This is a genomic window from Thermoactinomyces daqus (genome assembly GCF_000763315.1).
Lineage (GTDB): Bacteria > Bacillota > Bacilli > Thermoactinomycetales > Thermoactinomycetaceae > Thermoactinomyces_A > Thermoactinomyces_A daqus.
The window spans coordinates 1-15,239 of sequence record NZ_JPST01000065.1 but is presented as its reverse complement, the minus strand read 5'-3'; the positions used below and the strand labels follow the sequence as shown (position 1 = coordinate 15,239).

The window sequence follows — 15,239 nt, the reverse complement described above, 5'->3', positions numbered from 1 at the left end:
AAATCTTAATTTATTGAGGGAGTGTGTAGCCATGCATACGTGTCCGCGATGTGAGTCGAAGAAAGCGGAAGTGGTGACCAAATCACCGGTTGAAGGGGCCTGGGAAGTATATCAGTGCCCGGTTTGCCTGTTTACCTGGCGTTCGTCCGAACCTGAAACGATCACGGATCCGAAAAAATACAACAAGGCGTTTAAAGTTGATCCTGCCGATGTTCCGCGTGCGACCAAGGTGCCGGCTGTACCGGAGCGGATCGTCAAATGATCTCCACTGGCGTGACAGCACCTTTGCGAAGAAGGTGACAGCCGGTGCAATGAAACGGGAAGCTCGCTGTTTCAAAAGCGATGCTGTTCAAGGAAAGAGTGAGAAAGATGGAAAATCAGAGGATTTCCGAAGAATTATGCCAGCTCTTCAATGGCCGGTCGCTTGAGGAGAAGCAGCATGAGGCCATGATGTTGCTGACTGTGACGGAAGATCTGTGGCCGCATATTGCCATGGTGAGTGTGGGGGAAATTCTGGCGCTTGACCGGACGCATCTGCGCCTGGCGCTCTGGCCTGGAACGACTACAACAGCGAATATCCTCCGCACAGGGAAAGCAACGCTTGTTGTTTTCTTTGCAGGAAAAGCGCACTATGTCCGGCTCTCTTTGAAAAGATTGCCCGAATTGCCGGGGGCCAGACACAAGCGGGAACGTTTTGCGGCGTCCGTTGTTTCCGCACGCGAAGATGTGGCGAAATACGCGGAGATCCGTTCAGGCGTCACAATCGATTTGAAAGATCCGGATGCGGTTCTCACCCGTTGGAGTGAAACGCTGGAGGAATTGGCCAAATAATAAAGGAATCAGGTTCGCCGAGAGTTGTTCTGTGACGAGACAGAGCAACTCTTTTTTCATTTACACGTCTTTGGGATATATCGCTTTACAATGGGATATCACTATGTTAGGCTGAACATGAGGAAAGTAAGTACTTACCTTATTAAAGTTCGGGCTGGAAGGGGATATGTCGGGTGGATTCATATATTTTGTTTTTCGATCAGGTGGATCGATCCAGCCTTTCCGTTGTCGGAGGGAAAGGGGCAAACCTGGGTGAATTGACCAAGGCCGGTTTTCCGGTGCCGGACGGTTTTTGTGTGACAACATTCGCTTATCAGGATTTTATGGCCACAAGCCCGGAAATGGATGCAATGCTTGATGAACTGAATGCCGTAAACCCGAATGATTTACCACGGCTGCGGAAGTTGGGAGAGCGCATCCGCGCACATATCCGGCAATTGGACATCCCTGTCCGGTTGGCGGAGCAAATTGTTCAAGCCTGGGAAAAGGTCGGAAAAGAGTATGCTTATGCGGTTCGTTCCAGTGCGACGGCGGAGGATCTGCCTGCCGCTTCCTTCGCCGGCCAGCAGGATACTTTCCTGAACATCAGGGGACAGGATGAATTGTTGCGTCATGTCTGGAAATGCTGGGCATCTCTGTTTACCGACCGCGCAATTTCATATAGGTCCAAAAACGGCTTTGATCACCGCCAGGTTTATCTTTCGGTCGTGGTGCAGCGAATGGTGAATCCGGAAATATCGGGGATTATGTTCACGGCTGATCCGGCTTCCGGGAACCGCCAAATCATTTCCATCGATGCCGGTTTCGGCTTGGGGGAAGCGATTGTATCGGGAATCGTCTCACCGGATTTATACAGGGTGAGAGCGGGACGGATCATCGACAAAAAAATCGCCGAAAAGAAAATCGCGATTTTTTCCCTGCCGGAAGGGGGAACGGTGAAAAAGGAGTTGCCCCTTGACCAACAAAGACAGCAAGCGCTGACAGACGAACAGATCGTGCAGCTGGCTAACCTGGGAAAAAGAATCGAGGCCCATTTTGGTTCCCCGCAGGATATCGAGTTTTGTCTGGAAGACGGACGGATTTTTGTGGTGCAGAGCCGTCCGGTCACATCACTGTATCCCTTGCCGGAACTTCCGCAAGAGCCTCTGCATGTCCTGGTCTCATTCGGCTATATGCAAATGATGACCGATGCCATGAAACCGCTTGGGATCTCCGTAATGCGAACGGTTTTTCCGAAATCCGTTCTTTTGGAAGCAGGAGGACGTCTTTTTATTGATCCGACCTAATTGCTTCGCACCAAGCCGGGAAGAAGAATAGTGCCCAAAGCGTATGAGCAGTTATTCGATGAAGGACTCGCCCGGGCGATTGATGAAGTGATTCGGCGGCCCGAGTTTGAACGGGTTTCTCCCAGGCCGGGATTGATCAGACTCATGGTCCGGATGATGGTTCCCATCGTGAAAGATATATGGAAAAACTTGTGGAAGCGCGATCCGAAATCGGCAAAAAGCAAAGTTGAAAGCTTTATGGAGAAAAAGCAATCGGAAATCCGTGCAGAGTTGCAGGGGAAAAGCGGGGCAAGCCGGCTGGAAGCAGTGCAACATCAATTGGGCGTTTTGGGGAAGGAGATTGCCCCGAAACTCTTGCCATACGTCGCCTGTTATCCGATCGCCTTTCTTCTGTTGAAGAAAATGCTGGGGGATGTCAAAGAATTGCATCAATTAAATAAATCCCTCCCTGGCAATATCACGAGCAGAATGGGGCTGGAGATCGGCGATTTGGCTGATCTGGTGCGGGAATTGCCTGAGGTAGAAGCATATTTGCAAAAAGCAAACGACGCGACTTTTTATGAAGGGCTTTTACAAGTTCGCGGAGGAGAGCGATTCAAGGCAGCCTTTGCAGCTTTTATCGCCAAATACGGAATGAGATGCCCGGGGGAAATCGATTTGACAAGGCCCCGCTGGCGTGAAGCACCGACCCGGCTGGTTCCCGCCATCCTGGGACACATGCGCAGCGTGAAGTCGGGAGAACATCGGCATAAATTTATCCGTGGCGAACAGGAAGCCCGGGAAGCGGCACAGCGGATAATGGATCAGGTAAAGCAAAGCGGTTTTAAGTCCAAACGGGTTCGGCGTCTCATTGAGGTGTACCGCTATATGGGCGAACTGCGGGAGCACCCCAAATATCTGTTTGTTTCCATTCTGGATGAATGCAAAAAAGCGATCCTGGCCGAAGCGGAAGAACTGGTGAAGAAAGGAATTCCAACGAGAAGGAAGATGCGTTTTTCTTTACTCTTGACGAGTTGATTCAACTGACAAAGGGAGAGTTTTATCGGGATATCTTCGCTTGTCTGGCCGATCGCAAAGAAAAATACGAATGGCATCAGACGTTAAAGCCGCCAAAGGTTATGACGAGCGAAGGAGAGGTGGTTACCCCTTCCCCGAGAAAAGGAGAGTTTCCCGGCGGCGCGCTGATCGGAACTCCCGCTTCTGCCGGAGTGGCAGAAGGAATCGCCCGGGTTGTTCTCAAACCGGAAGAAGCTCATCTGAACGAAGGAGAGATTCTGGTTGCCCCTCATACTGATCCCGGCTGGACTCCGTTATTCCAGTCAGCCAAAGCGCTGGTCACCGAAGTGGGCGGGTTGATGACACACGGTTCCGTCGTGGCCCGGGAATATGGAATCCCAGCTGTGGTCGGAGTCGACGGGGCGACCGGAAAGATCAAGGACGGGCAGAGGATTCGGGTGGACGGAAATCAAGGATTTGTGGAAATCTTAGCGCAAACGGCCGGTTGAATAGAAATCAATAGCGGGGTTAAACTATTATCTGAATCGAAGGTTCATACCCCTTTATTTTTCCTGTTCCCTCGTTGATCGGGGGAATTTTTCTGTGAAAGCGGGAATACCTCTCGACTGGCCGCTTCCGGAAGGCATGAATGTTTCCCGTCAAAAGAAGAGATTCTTCCTCCTGCTCTCCTTTCCCGTAATTTTGTGGTACAATGACGGGAGGAAGCGGGGAGGTGATAGGGTGGCGAAGGTGCTTGTTTTGCACGGTCCCAACTTGAACTTGCTGGGTAAAAGGGAGAAGCAGGTTTATGGTCAGACCAGTTTGACGGAGATTAATCGCCGATTGATCTCCATGGGGAGAGAGTGGGGACTGGATGTCGAATGTTTCCAAAGCAACATCGAAGGGGAACTGATCAATCAAATTCACGGCGCAGAGAGCCGATTCGACTACATAATTTTCAACCCGGGTGCCTATACCCATTACAGTTATGCTCTGCGCGATGCGATCGCTTCCGTCGATGTTCCCGTAATTGAAGTGCACTTATCCAATATCCATGCCCGGGAGGCATTTCGGCATACTTCTGTCACTGCGCCCGTTTGCCGTGGACAAATTGTCGGCTTTGGCCCCTTGAGTTATGAATTGGCCCTGTCGGCAGTCCGGCAGTGGAGCCAGACCTAATCTGATAAAGAACGGGGTGAAACCAATGGAACAGAGGATTGACCGCTTGCGCACAAAAATGGCTGAAGCCGGTTTGGACAGCTTTTTGATCAGCAATCCGTATAACCGTCGCTACATATCCGGGTTTACGGGTTCGGCGGGCCTGGTGTTGATCACCGCTTCAGAAGCGATCTTGATCACCGATTTTCGCTATTTGACGCAGGTGAAAGAGCAGGCCCCCCATATGACATTGGTTCAGCACACGGGGTCGATTTTCGGGACGGTTGCCAAAGAATGTCAGAAACTTGGCGTGAAAAAACTGGCCTTTGAGCAGGATCATCTGACTTTTGCCGAGGCGATGAAGCTCAAAGCCACATTGGACAGAATCGAAACGGAACCGGTCAGCGGGATTGTTGAAGAAATGCGCATGATCAAAGATGCGGAAGAACTGAAGATCATCCGGGATGCCGCGAAAATCGTCGACCGCACCTTTGAAACCCTCATCGGGGAGCTGAAACCGGGGATGAAAGAAAAGGAGGTCGCTTTGCGCATTGAAGTGCTGATGCGGGAAATGGGAGCCTCTTCATCCTCATTTGAGACGATCGTTGCTTCCGGAAAACGTTCGGCGCTGCCGCATGGAACGGCAAGTGAGAAAAAACTGGAGAAAGGTGACCTGGTAACGCTCGACTTTGGCGCCTATTATCAAGGATACGCTTCCGATATCACGCGCACGGTGGTGCTCGGCAAACCGGACGGGAAACAAAAAGAGATTTATAATATTGTATTAGAGGCTAACAAACAAACCGTATCCGCGGTTCGTTCCGGAATGACCGGGCGCGAGGCTGATCGCGTCGCCCGTGATTACATCAGCAAACACGGGTATGGCGATTATTTCGGCCATGGAACCGGCCATGGGCTGGGCCTGGAAGTTCACGAAGCGCCGAGGCTTTCCACCATGGGTGACACGGTGCTCACCCCGGGAATGGTTGTTACCGTGGAACCGGGAATTTATCTCCCTGATTTTGGCGGGGTGCGCATTGAGGACGATGTCGTTGTTACGGAATCCGGCAATGAAGTGATCACCCATGCCAATAAAGAATTGATTATCATCGATTAGAGTTGGAGGATGCAAGCATGATCAGTGTAAACGATTTTCGTACCGGCCTTACCATCGAATTGGATGGTGATGTTTGGCAAGTATTGGAGTTTCAACATGTAAAACCGGGGAAAGGGGCAGCCTTTGTCCGTTCCAAACTGCGCAACTTGCGCAACGGAAATATTCAGGAGCGCACATTCCGCGCCGGTGAAAAAGTGCAGCGCGCGATGGTGGAAACCCGCCAAATGCAATATCTGTATGAAAGCGGCGGAGAGTACACGTTTATGGATAATGAAACTTACGATCAGATCACCCTTCCGGCAGAACGCCTGGAATATGAGCTCAATTTCCTGCAAGAAAACATGAATGTGAACATCGTCTCATACAAGGGTGAAACAATCGGGATTCAATTGCCCAACACCGTGGAACTGGAAGTGGTGGAAACCGATCCCGGCATCCGTGGGGATACAGCAACCGGCGGCAGCAAACCGGCAAAGCTTTCCACCGGATTCGTCGTTCAGGTTCCGTTGTTTATCAACGTGGGAGATCGCCTCGTGGTCGATACCCGCAGCGGAGAATATGTGTCCCGCGCGTAAGTCTGTCCTCAAAAACCTCTGTGGCTCAAAGGCTATGGAGGTTTTGTATTATTTCCGTGAAGAGGAGGAGAAGAATGAAAATTGTCTCAGTTGAACCAACACCCAGCCCGAATGTGATGAAACTGAATCTGGATGAATCGCTTGAACCGGGCAAGAGCTATAATGTGAGCAGAGAAAAGCAGGAAGGGGCCCCCGATTATCTGCGGAAACTGGTCGCCATCGACGGTGTGACCGGAGTGTTTCAGGTTCTTGATTTTATTTCTCTTGAGCGCCATCCCAAAGCCGACTGGGAAACGGTGTTGGCGGCGGCCCGGGCCGTTTTGGGAGAGACTGAGCCGACAAAAGAAACGAAGACGGGAAATCTTGTGACGGATACTTCGGAGGATGCGTCGTTTGGTGAAGTGGAGGTGCAGATTCAGCAGATTAAAGATATTCCTATGCAAGTCAAAATCATAAAAAATGGGGAGGAAACGCGGTTTGGACTGCCGGAGCGGTTTAAAGAGGCCGTGATGGAGGCGCAAAAGGCGACGACCAATCTCGTTTTTGAGCGGAAATGGGTGCAGCAGAAACCGCGCTATGGCGATGTTCAGGAAGTGGGGGCCCAGGTGGTTGAAGAGATATCGGCCGCGTATGATGAAGAGCGCCTCAAGCGCCTGGTGGAACTCGCCTTTGCTTCCGATCAGGAGAAAGAGAAGCAAAAAACGGCCATCAGCAGGGAAGAAGTGCTCGCCGCTTTTCGCGAGGAGGATTGGAAAAAGCGGTATGCAGCCCTGGAACAGTTTGAACCCAGTCTGGATGATACCGACATTTTGGATCTGGCCCTGTCCGATTCCAACGCTGCAATTCGCCGCTTGGCGGTGGTTTACCTGGGGTTATTGGAAAACAAAGAGGTGCTTCCCTTTCTTTATCGCGCTTTGAAAGATGCGTCGCCGATTGTGCGCCGGACAGCAGGCGATACGTTGTCGGATCTGGGGTATGCAGAAGCGATTCCGGCGATGTGCGAAGCGTTGACGGACCCGAACAAATTGGTGCGGTGGCGCGCGGCGAGATTTTTATATGAAATCGGCGATGAAACGGCTCTGCCGGCACTCCGACATGCGGCAAACGACCGGGAATTTGAAGTGCGTTTGCAGGCCAGAATGGCGCTGGAGAGGATTGAGCGGGGAGAAGAAGCCAGCGGAACCGTGTGGCAGCAGATGATGAGGAAAATAGAGGAAGACCGCGGAAATCAGTGAATGAGAAAAGCCCTTCGCCCAAAAGTGAAGGGCTTGCAATCTATTCAGTTTAGCCACCATTTAAACAGTTTTAATAAAAAGGCGGTGATTCCTGCGGCCATCAGCGGTCCGACTGGAATGCCCCTTAAAAATAAAATGCCGAAAATGGAGCCGAGAACCATGCCGACGATCAACTGTGGATCGACTTTCAGGAGATCAAGCCCTTTTCCGTTCATGTATGTCGCCAGTGCCCCTCCGAGGAGCGCCAGGATCCCGGGGAGAGTTAAGAAGACCTGAGCGATATCTTTCGATTGAATGCGTCCGCTGGCGAAAGGGACAAGAACGGCGATCGTCAGAAACAGAAGGCCAAACTCCATGCCGCGGCGCTCCAGCGCAAGAAAGTAACGTTCCAGGTGAATAAATTTCAACATCAGCAAAAGGCTTGCCGCAGTTGAGATAATGGGCGATCTTCCTAACATACCAATAATAATGAGACCGACGAGCAAAAGATCGGGATTCATGAAATTTACCCCTATTTTGTGGTGTTTGTACCACTTTATGAGGGGCTTGGTTATTTTATTAACGAAATTCACCGATCATACCGCAATAGTCGGTAAACGTATCCGCCCGGAGTCCCCGCCGCAGGCATTCGAGCGCCAAAATATCGTAATGCGGAATATTTCCGAAATTGGCATTGCTTCCAAGGATCTTTAAAAGCGTGATTTGCTGATCTTTGCAGGGAGCCTCCCAGATCAGGCGGTCGGGGTTTGTTTGTTCAATCAGCTGGTAGAGAACGGGTAACCTGATTTTTCCCTCATGGTCAAAGATGCCGATTTCCTTGCCATTTTCCCTTCCTTCCACAATCACGTAGGAGGCTCCGCTCTCCAGATCTTCCTCATAGGTTTTGACAAACGAAGAAACAGGATAGAGGTAACCGGATTGCTTTTTTCCGATTTCCGTTACTACATGGAGTCCGCTCTCTCGGCAGCGCCTGATGATTTGTTTCCGGTCGTGGGAGGGAAGATCGATCGTCCCTGCCGAGACCTCCATCCACTCCATCCCCAGTTCGGCGACTGTCTCGATGAAGAGCTCCCATTTATTTTTGCTGTAAGCAATCTCAAAAAAGGTTCCCCCGGGGTAAAGGAAGACGCCGTGCTGCTTGGCCAGTGCGGCTTTTTCCCGCAAAATGTCTGCCGGAGTGACCGCGGCGGTACCAAAACCGATCTTGATAAAATCAAGATGGCTGCCGGCAAGTTCCAGCAGATCGCGAAACGCCGTTAACCCCAGCCCTTTGTCCATTACCATGGTCAGGCCGGTCTGCCGGGGTTTTTCAGCTCGTTGCAGGCTGAGATCGGTGAGCTCCTCATGCCAAATACATTGTTTTTTCTTCAAGCCATTCGCCTCCTCTAAATGGGCTTCAATTCCAGTTTATGCATAGGCGAATGACCTTGTGCCTTTTCATTTGCTTAAACAGGGGAAAGGCGTTTTTTTCGCAGCAACAGGCGTGATTGCCCATCTTTCCCTTTCAGGCGCTGGGGCCGCCGGATAAAGATGAGCGCCAGGAAAAAGGTAATGATCAGCATGATTCCAAGCCCGATAAATAAGGGGAAAGGCCGGTTGGATAAACTGCTGAAAACGGGTGGCCCCAATGCGACACCAAAAAAGCGGACGCTGTTGTATAAGGCGGTGATGATTCCGCGTTCCTGAAGTCCGATCGCCGATGTGATCAGGGTATTGAGACAGGGGAGGATCAACCCGCTGCCAATCCCGATGAAGAAGGAACAGCCCACCAGCCAATACACATTTTTAAACCAGGGCACTGCGGCGACGGATAAAGTGGCCAAAACGAGGCCGATCAGGATAAATTTTTTCATTTTGTTCGTTTTTTCTTTCACATGGGAACCGCTTAGATAGGCGGTCATACATAACGCAAGAAGCGGAATGGCCAATATGACCCCTTTGAACATACCGTCAATTTTATAAATTTTTTCCAGGAAATCGGACAGATAAAAGAGAACGCCGAACATCGTAAACATGATGATTGCACCGGCCAGGAAAGCGACGGACATCCATTTTCCCTGGCGGTGAAAAATCTTTATGATATGTTGTTTGTACTCGGAAAGAGGCTGCGGTTTTTCTTTTGCCGCCGGTTCATCAACCAGTTTCCACAGGGCGACCGCAGCCGGCACACAAAGCAGGGGAAAGGCGAAAAACATGGCATACCAGGTGATCATGGCGATCAAGGAACCGAGGATCGGACTCAATACCTTTCCCATCGCGTTGGAAGCTTCGATGATGCCCAGGGCTTTGCTGCGGTTTTGCTTTTTGTAGAGGTCACCGACCAAAACCATCGCGATGGGGGCTGTTCCGGCTGCACCAATGCCCTGGATGATCCGGGATGCGAGCAGCAACGTAAAAGAACCGCCTTTCCATATGGAAGAAAATCCAGCCAACAGGCCCCCGAGACCGTACAGCAGGAGGCACAGGATGACCACCTTTTTTCGCCCGACCCGGTCGGATAAAATGCCGGCCAAGGGAATGACGATGGCAGCAGGAATGGAAAATAACGTAATCAACAAGCTGACCTGAAAAGACGTTACGTTCAGCACTTTGCCGACTGTGGGCAAAACGGGTATGAGCATGGAATTGCCAAGAACCATGATAAACGGGATGAAACTTAAAGTGATGAGAGCCCAAAGAGTCGGCGCACGGTCTTTGCTCTCCACAGTTGAGGCTTGAGCCATGAAGTTCACCTCTCGTGCAAATCAGATTGATCTTAGCTTTCCCTGCCAAATCATTTTCTATCTGCCAGTTATTGAATGATTTTTGGCCGGGAATCGTGGAACAATAACGATAACGCTCAAGTGGATGAGGTGAAATGACATGTACGAAAGTTTAAGACGGGAAATTTCTTATATCCAGGGCCTTCTGGAGGGGGATTCCAGCCACCAACACCATGTTGAATATAAAGGATTAAACCGCTTGCTCGATATCATCGATCAGTTGATCGAGGCCAATGAGCAAATTGCCCGCCGTCTGACGGAACTGGAAGAGTATGTGGAAGCAATTGACGAGGACTTGAATGATGTGGAGCTTCTCACTTATGGTGAGGAGGATGATGAAGGGATGGTTGAGGTCGTCTGCCCGGAATGCGGCGAAGAAGTGCTGCTGGATGAAGAGGATTTGGAAGATGATTCCGTCGAACTCCTCTGCCCCAAATGCCATACGCTGCTTGAAGTGGAAGATGTGAACGAAGAGGAAGTGGATGATTTAATTACCGCCACTGAATAGATGGATCCCTTTTTGATCTGGATGGAGCGGAAAAGGCCGCTCTTTTTTTATGCTTGTCATAATACGAACAAGCTTACATAAGAATGGGAATAAAAGATTTTTCTGGGACAGGAGGTGCTCCATGTCGATCAAACCCGTTTTGCGCATTCTTCCCCTAGCTCTTCGGGAATTGATCCAATCCCTTCCCCGGACGATTTTGGAGTCTCTTGAGGAAATCAGAATTCGGCAAGATCGGCCGTTGGAGATCATCACTTCGGAGCAATCCTGGTTTGTCAATCATTTGGCCCAGTTGACACATGCTCCGCGCGGTTCGTTTCTTCCCGGCAAAGAAGATTGCCTGAAAATACTGAACCTGATCAGCAATCATTCATTATATGCCATGGATGAAGAACTGAGAAAAGGTTTTGTGACCATCGAAGGAGGCCATCGGGTGGGACTGGTGGGCAGGGTTGTGATGGAGCAAGGAAAAGTAAAGCTACTGCGCGATGTCACCGGATTTAATGTGCGGATTGCCAGGCAGATCAAGGGGGTGGGGGAATCACTGATTCCGTTCGTTTTCCCGCATGGGCGTGCGGAAAATGTCCTGATCGTCTCACCGCCACAATGCGGCAAAACCACGCTGATTCGCGATCTGGCACGGTTGGCGAGCCTGGGCGGAGATCATCACCGGTCGCATAAAGTGGGAATTGTGGATGAGCGATCTGAAATCGCCGGCAGCGTGGGCGGGGTGCCGCAACACGATCTGGGGCCGCGAACCGATGTTTTGGATGCGTGTCCGAAAGCAGAAGGCATGATGATGATGATCCGCTCGATGTCCCCCGACATTCTGGTTGTGGATGAAATCGGCAGCAAAGAAGACAGCCAGGCCGTCCATGAAGCGGTCTATGCCGGGATCCGCCTCTTTGTTACCATTCACGGCCAATCGGTGGATGAGATTCGGCGGCGGCCCATCTTGTCCGAGCTGATGGAGGAGGAAGTTTTTTCCCGCGTGATCGTCCTGAGCCGTTCCAAAGGACCGGGTACGGTGGAAGCGATATATAACCACATGTTTGAACCGCTTGACTTGTCCGTGTCCCGTTCGCGGAAGGTGCATCCCCTGTGATTAAATGGGCGGGCGCGATTTTCATTCTGATCGCTTCCACATGGGCGGGGTTTTTGCTCGCCGGAAATCTCCGGGAAAGGCCGCGGCAAATAAGGGAATTGCGCTCGTGTCTCGCCTTGTTGCAGACGGAAATCAATTATGGAGTCCGGCCATTGGCCGACGCTCTGTCCCGGATCGCTGAAACAGCCGGCGGCGCCCTTGCGCGAATTCTCGAAAAAGGCAGCAAAAATCTGCTCAGCATGGATGGTGAATCTACATACCAGTGTTTGCACCGGGCGATCGAGGAGGAGTGGCGTCATACTGCCCTGTCCAAAACAGAGAAAGAAATTCTGTTGAAATTGTGCCATGTGCTGGGCAATTCAAGTCGCGCGGATCAACTTCATCATTTGCAGCTGGCCGCCACCCGGCTGGAAATGGAAGAGAGCAAAGCAAGATCCGAACAGGAACGGTATGAAAAAATGTATAAAACGATGGGGATTTTGACCGGTGCGCTATTGGTAATTTTGTTGATTTAACGTGGCGGATGGAGGGTGACTATGCCGTACCATTTGGATTCAGTCTTCCAGATCGCAGGGATCGGGATCATCGTCGCGATGATTCACACGGTGCTAAAGCAGATGGGAAAAGAAGATTTCGCCCATTGGGTGACATTGTTCGGATTTGTGGTGGTGTTGTTTATGGTGGCGATGTTGGTTCAGGATTTGTTTCAAACAATCAAAAATGTGTTTCTTTTTCGCGCATGATGGGAGGCGATCCGCTTGGAAATTATCCAGGTGGTGGGTCTGGGCCTCGTCACGACGTTTCTGATCTTGGTCATTAAAGAGCAAAAACCGGTTTTCGCCTTTTTGCTGGCGACCTTTGTCGGGATTATCATTTTTATTTCCCTTGTCGGAAAAATCAGTGAAGTGATCGGCGTACTGGAAAATCTGGCCCATCAGGCGCACGTGAACAACTTGTTCCTTGAGACGATCCTCAAGATTATCGGCATTGCCTATATCGCTGAATTTGGCGCCCAGGTGACGCGCGATGCGGGACAAGGAGCCATCGCATCCAAGATTGAACTCGCCGGCAAGATTCTCATCATGGTTATGGCAATTCCGATCATCACTGTGATCATCGAAACGATTATGCAAATTTTACCTTCGTAAGGATGAACCCGTATGAGATGGAAAAGGCGATTTTTCTGGATGCTTCCGGTGATCCTGGCCCTTTGGTTCACCCCGCTCATCGCCGGGGCGCAAGAAGGCGGGGAAGGACAGGATGCTTCGATCACCAATCAGCTCGTACGATCCCAGCTTAACCAGTTGCAGACAAAGCAGGTAGAGTCGTTTTGGAGCCAGCTCAGCGATGATTACGGCCAGTTTTTCGACCGGGGAAACTTTCCGAACCTGTTTGACATGCTGTTGTCCGGCAAAAAGGAATGGAGCATCAAAGATGTTGCCCTGGCTTTTCTGCGCTATTTTTTTCATGAAATTCTTTATAACGGGAAATTGCTTGGCAGCATTCTCATCCTGACTGTTTTCAGCATGATTCTGCAGACCCTGCAGACGGCCTTTGAACGAAATCAAGTTAGCAAAGTCGCTTATGCGATTGCGTTTTTGGTTTTGATTATTTTGATGGTGAACAGCTTTCATGTGGCCGTCGAAGCCGCGAGAACCGCGATCGGACGCATGATCGATTTCATGCTCGCCCTGGTTCCGCTCATGTTGACACTGATGATGACGATGGGAAATATCGGATCGGCCACGTTGTTTCACCCGTTTATCGTCTTTATGATTCATACGATTGGGACCTTTATCTATACCCTGGTCTTTCCGCTCCTTTTTTTCTCGGCGATCCTCAGCATCGTCAGCAGCTTGTCGGATAAATACAAGGTAAATCAGCTGGCGGGGCTGATGCGGAAAATCAGCATCTCGTTGCTTGGCGGATTGCTGACCATATTTCTCGGTGTCCTGTCCATTCAGGGAACGGCTTCGGCAGTGACGGACGGCATTACTTTGCGCACGGCCAAGTATATTACCGGCAATTTCGTTCCGGTCATCGGCCGCACGATCTCGGAAGCGGCTGACACGGTGGTGGGCGCTTCGCTGTTGGTGAAAAACACCATCGGTCTGGCGGGTGTCATTATTTTACTGATGATTTGCGCCTTTCCGGCGGTTAAAATTCTTTCGCTCGCGCTGATTTACAACTTCTCTGCGGCGGTGATGCAACCTTTGGGCAACAGCCCGATCATCGAAAGCCTTGAGACCATCGGCCGGACTTTGATCTACATTTTTGCCGCGCTGGCGACGGTCGGGCTGATGTTTTTTCTGGCAATTACGATTATCGTCGCTTCCGGGAACATCGCGGCGATGGTCAGGTAGGTGGTTACATTGATCGAGTGGCTCGGCGATTGGTTAAAACAAGTGATACTGCTGATTCTCATCGCCGCTTTTATCGATTTGCTGCTGCCCAATCATTCATTGGACCGGTATGTGAAGCTGGTGATGGGGCTGTTGATTATCATGGCGATCTTGTCGCCGATTTTCCATCTGCTTTCCAAGGATCTGGATTTGTCCCGGATCGCCTTTGGAACAATGAATCCGACGGGAAAAGGCATGGAGCCGATTTCGCAAATCCGGGAGGACAGCGCAAAAGTGAAACATTCCCAGACGGAGCAGATCCGCGACCGGTCGGAGCAGGCGATGGCTCAGGAAATCAAGGATCAGATAAACCGTCACTTTCACATCACGGTAGCCGATGCCGATGTGACGTTGGCGCAAAAGGAGAATCAATGGGAAATCAGACAGGTTCGGATTCTGCTGGAAGAAGGGAAAGCGGATGAAAATCCGGCCAATCCGGCAATGAAGCCGATCGAACCGGTACACATCCAAGTCGGGGATGAAAGTCCGCAACGGGCCAAAAACGACGAACAACAGCGGATCGGCGAGCGCATCTCCCGTTTTATCGCCGACAGCTGGGATCTGGCTCCCGATCAGATCATCGTCACCTTTACACAGCCGGATGGGTAGGAGGTGAAAGCATGTTTAAGAAATGGCTGGATCAAATCATCGGGAAAATGGGGGGGAGTGAAAAGCAAAAAAACCGCTTTGGCCTGATCATCATTATGGGCGGAGTCGGGCTGATGATCATGATTTTATCCTCATTTTTCAACGTCAGGGAAAATGACGGGCCTGAACTTTCCACGGGCAATCCTCCTTCGCTGGAGACCGGGGCAAAACCCCTGCAAAGCCGGGGTGACAGTGGAAGCATGCAGGAGTATGAGCGGATGTATGAAACGGAATTGAAAGAAGTGCTCAGCGAGATCGTCGGGGTTGATGATGTTTCGGTCATCGTGAATTTGGATTCCACTGAAGAAGAAGTGGTACAGACCGATGAGCGCGAATCCGAGCAGGTGACCACCGAACGCGATAAAAATGGCGGCAACCGTTCCATCACCCAAAACACCATTGATCGCAAAACCGCGTATTACCGCGGAGAGAACGGGGAGGTGCCCGTGATTGTCAAACGGTTGAAGCCAAAAGTGAGAGGGGTGCTCGTCGTTGCCAGGGGCGTGGAAAATCTGAAAGTGAAAGCGCTGGTCATTGAAGCGATCCAGCGTACACTCGATGTTCCGCTGCATCGAATTTCAGTTTTGCCAAGAGGATAAAAGGAGCATTCCTGTAATGG

20 protein-coding genes are annotated in these 15,239 nt (G+C 50.9%); 17 read left to right on the top strand and 3 right to left on the bottom strand.

What is annotated here, in order from left to right:
• Window positions 1–31: 31 nt before the first annotated feature.
• The 9 genes from JG50_RS0117320 (at window position 32) to JG50_RS0117290 (ending at window position 7,198) form a co-directional block, all read left to right on the top strand.
• The gene (locus tag JG50_RS0117320) at window positions 32–262 is read left to right on the top strand and encodes a non-oxidative hydroxyarylic acid decarboxylases subunit D (protein ID WP_033102370.1); all 231 of its coding nucleotides are present in this window, start codon (window positions 32–34) and stop codon (window positions 260–262) included.
• A 107-nt stretch (window positions 263–369) separates the two neighbouring features.
• Window positions 370–831 (top strand): pyridoxamine 5'-phosphate oxidase family protein, encoded by a 462-nt coding sequence (locus JG50_RS0117315; protein ID WP_033102369.1) that lies wholly within the window; start codon window positions 370–372, stop codon window positions 829–831.
• Between the two features lie 173 nt (window positions 832–1,004).
• Window positions 1,005–2,117: a PEP/pyruvate-binding domain-containing protein gene (locus tag JG50_RS20805; RefSeq protein WP_235281741.1), complete on the top strand. Its 1,113-nt coding sequence runs from the start codon at window positions 1,005–1,007 to the stop codon at window positions 2,115–2,117.
• A gap of 30 nt (window positions 2,118–2,147) precedes the next feature.
• Window positions 2,148–3,134: a PEP-utilizing enzyme gene (locus tag JG50_RS20800; protein WP_235281740.1), complete on the top strand. Its 987-nt coding sequence runs from the start codon at window positions 2,148–2,150 to the stop codon at window positions 3,132–3,134.
• Window positions 3,131–3,622 carry a PEP-utilizing enzyme gene (locus tag JG50_RS20795; RefSeq protein ID WP_235281739.1) on the top strand — a complete coding sequence of 164 codons (492 nt, stop codon included), beginning with the start codon at window positions 3,131–3,133 and terminating at the stop codon, window positions 3,620–3,622. The genes JG50_RS20800 and JG50_RS20795 overlap by 4 nt, the downstream gene beginning before the upstream one ends.
• A gap of 232 nt (window positions 3,623–3,854) precedes the next feature.
• Window positions 3,855–4,292 (top strand): type II 3-dehydroquinate dehydratase, encoded by a 438-nt coding sequence (aroQ, locus tag JG50_RS0117305; RefSeq protein ID WP_033102368.1) that lies wholly within the window; start codon window positions 3,855–3,857, stop codon window positions 4,290–4,292.
• 25 nt (window positions 4,293–4,317) lie between these two features.
• The gene (locus tag JG50_RS0117300; RefSeq protein ID WP_033102367.1) at window positions 4,318–5,388 is read left to right on the top strand and encodes a M24 family metallopeptidase; all 1,071 of its coding nucleotides are present in this window, start codon (window positions 4,318–4,320) and stop codon (window positions 5,386–5,388) included.
• A 17-nt stretch (window positions 5,389–5,405) separates the two neighbouring features.
• Complete coding sequence (gene efp, locus JG50_RS0117295) at window positions 5,406–5,963, top strand: elongation factor P (RefSeq protein WP_033102366.1); 558 nt, start codon at window positions 5,406–5,408, stop codon at window positions 5,961–5,963.
• Between the two features lie 74 nt (window positions 5,964–6,037).
• Window positions 6,038–7,198 carry a conserved virulence factor C family protein gene (locus JG50_RS0117290; protein ID WP_033102365.1) on the top strand — a complete coding sequence of 387 codons (1,161 nt, stop codon included), beginning with the start codon at window positions 6,038–6,040 and terminating at the stop codon, window positions 7,196–7,198.
• Between the two features lie 44 nt (window positions 7,199–7,242).
• Here JG50_RS0117290 and JG50_RS0117285 read toward each other — a convergent pair whose 3' ends face one another.
• The 3 genes from JG50_RS0117285 to JG50_RS0117275 all read right to left on the bottom strand — a co-directional run bounded on the left by JG50_RS0117285 (window position 7,243) and on the right by JG50_RS0117275 (window position 9,921).
• Complete coding sequence (locus tag JG50_RS0117285) at window positions 7,243–7,698, bottom strand: DUF441 domain-containing protein (protein ID WP_033102364.1); 456 nt, start codon at window positions 7,696–7,698, stop codon at window positions 7,243–7,245.
• Window positions 7,699–7,756: 58 nt separating this feature from the next.
• Window positions 7,757–8,569, bottom strand: a complete 813-nt coding sequence (gene comA / locus JG50_RS0117280; protein ID WP_052154459.1) for a phosphosulfolactate synthase — start codon at window positions 8,567–8,569, stop codon at window positions 7,757–7,759.
• 74 nt (window positions 8,570–8,643) lie between these two features.
• Window positions 8,644–9,921 carry an MFS transporter gene (locus JG50_RS0117275; RefSeq protein ID WP_052154458.1) on the bottom strand — a complete coding sequence of 426 codons (1,278 nt, stop codon included), beginning with the start codon at window positions 9,919–9,921 and terminating at the stop codon, window positions 8,644–8,646.
• Window positions 9,922–10,060: 139 nt separating this feature from the next.
• On the opposite strand from JG50_RS0117275, the gene JG50_RS0117270 reads away from it, so the two are divergent.
• The 8 genes from JG50_RS0117270 (at window position 10,061) to spoIIIAG (ending at window position 15,219) form a co-directional block, all read left to right on the top strand.
• Entirely contained in the window at window positions 10,061–10,468 is a 408-nt protein-coding gene (locus tag JG50_RS0117270) for a CD1247 N-terminal domain-containing protein (RefSeq protein ID WP_052154457.1), read from the top strand.
• A 127-nt stretch (window positions 10,469–10,595) separates the two neighbouring features.
• Window positions 10,596–11,570, top strand: coding sequence for a stage III sporulation protein AA (spoIIIAA, locus tag JG50_RS0117265; protein ID WP_033102371.1), 975 nt, complete (start codon window positions 10,596–10,598; stop codon window positions 11,568–11,570).
• Entirely contained in the window at window positions 11,567–12,085 is a 519-nt protein-coding gene (gene spoIIIAB, locus JG50_RS0117260) for a stage III sporulation protein SpoIIIAB (RefSeq protein WP_033102363.1), read from the top strand. The genes spoIIIAA and spoIIIAB overlap by 4 nt, the downstream gene beginning before the upstream one ends.
• A gap of 21 nt (window positions 12,086–12,106) precedes the next feature.
• On the top strand, window positions 12,107–12,313 hold the full coding sequence (gene spoIIIAC / locus JG50_RS0117255) for a stage III sporulation protein AC (RefSeq protein ID WP_033102362.1): 207 nt from the start codon (window positions 12,107–12,109) through the stop codon (window positions 12,311–12,313).
• A gap of 15 nt (window positions 12,314–12,328) precedes the next feature.
• The gene (gene spoIIIAD, locus JG50_RS0117250; protein WP_033102361.1) at window positions 12,329–12,718 is read left to right on the top strand and encodes a stage III sporulation protein AD; all 390 of its coding nucleotides are present in this window, start codon (window positions 12,329–12,331) and stop codon (window positions 12,716–12,718) included.
• Window positions 12,719–12,730: 12 nt separating this feature from the next.
• Entirely contained in the window at window positions 12,731–13,933 is a 1,203-nt protein-coding gene (gene spoIIIAE, locus JG50_RS0117245) for a stage III sporulation protein AE (RefSeq protein ID WP_033102360.1), read from the top strand.
• 9 nt (window positions 13,934–13,942) lie between these two features.
• The gene (gene spoIIIAF, locus JG50_RS0117240) at window positions 13,943–14,581 is read left to right on the top strand and encodes a stage III sporulation protein AF (protein ID WP_033102359.1); all 639 of its coding nucleotides are present in this window, start codon (window positions 13,943–13,945) and stop codon (window positions 14,579–14,581) included.
• Between the two features lie 11 nt (window positions 14,582–14,592).
• Window positions 14,593–15,219 (top strand): stage III sporulation protein AG, encoded by a 627-nt coding sequence (spoIIIAG, locus tag JG50_RS0117235; RefSeq protein WP_033102358.1) that lies wholly within the window; start codon window positions 14,593–14,595, stop codon window positions 15,217–15,219.
• The last annotated feature ends 20 nt before the right edge of the window (window positions 15,220–15,239 follow it).

Excerpts from the sequence above, each read along its gene's own strand:
- JG50_RS0117320 (WP_033102370.1), top strand. The coding sequence starts at position 32 with ATGCATACGTGTCCGCGATGTGAGTCGAAGAAAGCGGAAGTGGTGACC.
- JG50_RS0117315 (WP_033102369.1), top strand. The coding sequence starts at position 370 with ATGGAAAATCAGAGGATTTCCGAAGAATTATGCCAGCTCTTCAATGGC.
- JG50_RS0117300 (WP_033102367.1), top strand. The coding sequence starts at position 4,318 with ATGGAACAGAGGATTGACCGCTTGCGCACAAAAATGGCTGAAGCCGGT.
- efp (WP_033102366.1), top strand. The coding sequence starts at position 5,406 with ATGATCAGTGTAAACGATTTTCGTACCGGCCTTACCATCGAATTGGAT.
- JG50_RS0117290 (WP_033102365.1), top strand. The coding sequence starts at position 6,038 with ATGAAAATTGTCTCAGTTGAACCAACACCCAGCCCGAATGTGATGAAA.
- JG50_RS0117285 (WP_033102364.1), bottom strand. The coding sequence starts at position 7,698 with ATGAATCCCGATCTTTTGCTCGTCGGTCTCATTATTATTGGTATGTTA.
- JG50_RS0117275 (WP_052154458.1), bottom strand. The coding sequence starts at position 9,921 with ATGGCTCAAGCCTCAACTGTGGAGAGCAAAGACCGTGCGCCGACTCTT.
- JG50_RS0117270 (WP_052154457.1), top strand. The coding sequence starts at position 10,061 with ATGTACGAAAGTTTAAGACGGGAAATTTCTTATATCCAGGGCCTTCTG.
- spoIIIAC (WP_033102362.1), top strand. The coding sequence starts at position 12,107 with ATGCCGTACCATTTGGATTCAGTCTTCCAGATCGCAGGGATCGGGATC.
- spoIIIAE (WP_033102360.1), top strand. The coding sequence starts at position 12,731 with ATGAGATGGAAAAGGCGATTTTTCTGGATGCTTCCGGTGATCCTGGCC.
- spoIIIAG (WP_033102358.1), top strand. The coding sequence starts at position 14,593 with ATGTTTAAGAAATGGCTGGATCAAATCATCGGGAAAATGGGGGGGAGT.